General features: G+C 70.1%; 2 protein-coding genes and 1 pseudogene. All 3 read right to left on the bottom strand.

What is annotated here, in order from left to right; translation table 11 throughout:
• A partial coding sequence (locus tag A5704_RS01245) for an MFS transporter (protein ID WP_067887015.1) occupies window positions 1-1,338 on the bottom strand: 1,338 nt, incomplete at its 3' end.
• 3 nt (window positions 1,339-1,341) lie between these two features.
• Window positions 1,342-2,487: an LLM class flavin-dependent oxidoreductase gene (locus A5704_RS01240; protein WP_067887011.1), complete on the bottom strand. Its 1,146-nt coding sequence runs from the start codon at window positions 2,485-2,487 to the stop codon at window positions 1,342-1,344.
• A gap of 552 nt (window positions 2,488-3,039) precedes the next feature.
• Window positions 3,040-3,275 (bottom strand): annotated as a pseudogene (locus A5704_RS28135) (hypothetical protein); the annotation flags it as partial.

Raw genomic sequence — 3,275 nt, 5'->3', positions numbered from 1 at the left:
CTCCCGGATCGCCGCCGTGGCGAGCACGCTGATGACGGCCGTCGCCACCAGGTACCCACACGCCAGCCACGGCGCGCCACCGAGGGCCGCGATCAGCGCGGTCATGATCATCGGGGTCACCCCGGAGGCGTAGATGCCCGAGAACTGATAGACGAACGACAAACCGGTGTAACGGGTGCTGGTGGGATACAGCGACGAATACAGCGTGCCCTGCGCCCCGTAGAACAGGGCGTGCACCACACCGAACACGATGATCAGCGCCACCCCGAACCAGACCAGGTTCCTCGTGCCGAACAGCGCGAAGGCGGGAAACGCCGCGATGCCGTAGCAGGCCACCCCGGCCAGATACACCCGGCGGGCGCCGAACCGGTCGGTCAGCGCCCCGGACACGGGCAGCAGCACCGCCATCAGCAGGGCCGCGATGGTCACCACCACCAGCACCGACACCCGATTGAACCCCAGCGCGCCGGTGGCGTAGCTGATGGCGAACACGCCCCAGGTGTTGAACGCCGAGCCCTCCGCCCAGCGAGACAGCAAGCCCAGCACGGTGTTTCGCCGGGACCGGGGTTCGCACACGATCTCGCGGATCGGCACGGTGGCGGTGGCCTCGAGGTCGCGCAGCTCCCGGAAGGCGGGTGTCTCCTCCACCCGGAGCCGCACCACGACGCCGATCACGACGAGCACCAGGCTGAGCAGAAAACCGATGCGCCAGCCGTAGGCGAGGAATCGGGCCGGTCCCAGGGCGATTTGCAGGAACGCGAATATGCCTGTGCCCAGAGCCAATCCGAGCGCCAGTCCGATTTGCGGAATCGCCCCGAACCGGCCGCGGCGGCCGGCGGGACTGTGCTCCACCGCCAACAGCACCGCGCCCGCCCACTCGCCGCCGAGGGCGAACCCCTGCAGGATCCGCAGCGCCAACAACAGCAGGGGCGCCCACACCCCGATCTGGGCGGCGGTGGGCAACACCCCGATCAGCGCGGTGGCGACGCCCATGATCAGCATGGTCAGCGCCAGGCTGCGCTTGCGACCGATCCGGTCGCCGATGTGGCCGAACACCAGCCCGCCGACCGGCCGCATGACGAACCCGACGGCGAAGGTGGCGAACGCCAGGAGCGTGCCGACCAGCGAGCTCTCGCTGGGGAAGAAGACCTTGTTGAACACCAGGCCCGCCGCGGTCGCGTAGAGGAAGAAGTCGTACCACTCCACGGTCGTGCCCAACAGGCTGGCCGCGACGACGACGCGCAGGCGCCGGCGTTGCTGCGCGCCGGACTCGTCGACCGCGCCGGCGGTCGCGCCGAGGGGCACGCCGGTCGCGGGCGCCGGCAAGGTAGCCGCCATGGCTTAGTGGGCCGAGGCGACCGCGAACGGCGTCGCCGAGACCGGGTGGGCTTGACGGTTCGGGTGGTGCCACAGGCCCATCCGCTCCAGCAACGGCAGCACGCCCTCGCCGAACCAGTAGGCCTCTTCCAGGTGCGGATACCCGGACAGGATGAAGTGGTTGATGCCGAGCTTGGCGTACTCGGCCAGCCGCTCGGCGACCTCGGCGTGCGACCCGACGAGCGCGGTGCCGGCGCCGCCGCGGACCAGTCCCACCCCCGCCCACAGGTTGGGGCCGACCAGCAGCCGGTTGCTGCTGCCGCCGTGCAGGTCCAGCATGCGGCGCTGACCCTCCGACTCGCTGCGCGCCAGGCTGGCCTGCACCCGCTCGACGTCGGCCGGGTCGACGGCGGCCAGCAACCGGTCGGCCTCGGCCCACGCCTGCTCGGACGTATCGCGGCTGATGACGTGAATCCGCAACCCGTACTGCAGGATTCGGCCGGCATCGACGGCCAGGCCACGCACCCAGTCCAGCTTCTGGCCGACCGCCTTGACCGGTTCGCCCCAGGTGAGATACACGTCGGCATGCTGGGCCGCGACCGGCCCGGCCGACGCCGACGATCCGCCGAAGAACACCGCGGGCACCGGGTCGGGCGGGTTGTTCAGCTGCGCACCCTCGACGTGAATGTGCTCTCCGGCAAAGGTCACCGGCGTCTTCGACGTCCACAGCCGGCGCACCACGTCCAAGAATTCGGCGGTGCGCGCGTACCGGGCTTCTTTGTCCAGGAAGTCTCCGTAGGCCCGTTGCTCGTGGGGTTCGCCGCCGGTGACGACGTTGAGCAGCAGCCGGCCACCCGAGTGGCGCTGGAAGGTCCCGGCCATCTGGGCGGCCAGCGTGGGGCTCAGCAACCCGGGCCGGAAGGCCACCAGAAACTTCAGGGTTTCGGTGGCCTCGACCAGCATCGCCGTCGTCAACCACGCGTCCTCGCACCACAATCCGGTGGGGGTGAGCACGGCCTCGAAGCCGTTGTCCTCGGCGGCCGCGCAGATCTGGTGCAGATAGCGCAACGTGGCGGGCCGGTCGCCGGACATCGGCGTGCCGTGTCCGCCCGCCACCAGGTTCCGGGAATCACCGTAGGTCGGCAGAAACCAGTGGAACGCCAGACTCATCCTCAATCCTCTTTCAATCCACGACGGGAAGCACGAAAGCTCCATCCTGCGAAACTTGCGTGCGGGCCGCGAGGGTTGAAAACGTCGAGATTGCATCCCCGGTCGGCGGCGGTCGCCCCGGTCCGAGCGCGCGCTGCTCGTGGTCCATTCGCCCGCCCGCGCCGTCGCCGCGATCGGCCGCTCTTCCGTTGCGGCGCAATGGTTTACGGTCGGAACGGCCCCGCATTGGCACCCCGGCCGGCGCCATGATGATGGCCGTATCACGACGCCGCAACTCGGCCGCCTCGCGCCGCCCGAGGCGGCGAACGGGTGCACCGCAGGTAACCGGTTGGAGACCGATAGGTCACGCCAGATCACACAATGCTTCCATTTCGGCGTGGCTCGGCAGGTAATCACCGGTCAGGGCGGCATTATTGCGATCATGCCTGACCTGACCCGCCGGGCGGTGCTGCGGATGGGAGCCAGCGCCGGCCTGGGAGCCGCCGGCGTGTTCGCCTTGAGTGGCCTGCTCGATCCGGTCAGGCCGCAGGCCGCGACGCTGCCGCAGGCTCCGGCCCCGTTCGAGCCGTCCTTGCCGTGCAGGGCGATCACGGGGCGCAGTGTCCCGGTATGGCCGGGTGGCAGGGCGATCACGTAGTTCGTCTTCACGCCGCCGCGGGCGGCGGAGACGAACGAACCCGTGAGCTTGGTCGGCAGGTTGCTGCTCGCCGCGGACGGCTCGAACGGGGCCGGAGCCTGCGGCAGCGTCGCGGCCTGCGGCCTGACCGGATCGAGCAGGCCACTCAAGG

Origin of the sequence: Mycobacterium sp. E735, assembly GCF_001666955.1 — a bacterium.
Taxonomy (GTDB): domain Bacteria; phylum Actinomycetota; class Actinomycetes; order Mycobacteriales; family Mycobacteriaceae; genus Mycobacterium.
This window is presented reverse-complemented; position numbering and strand designations above follow the sequence as displayed.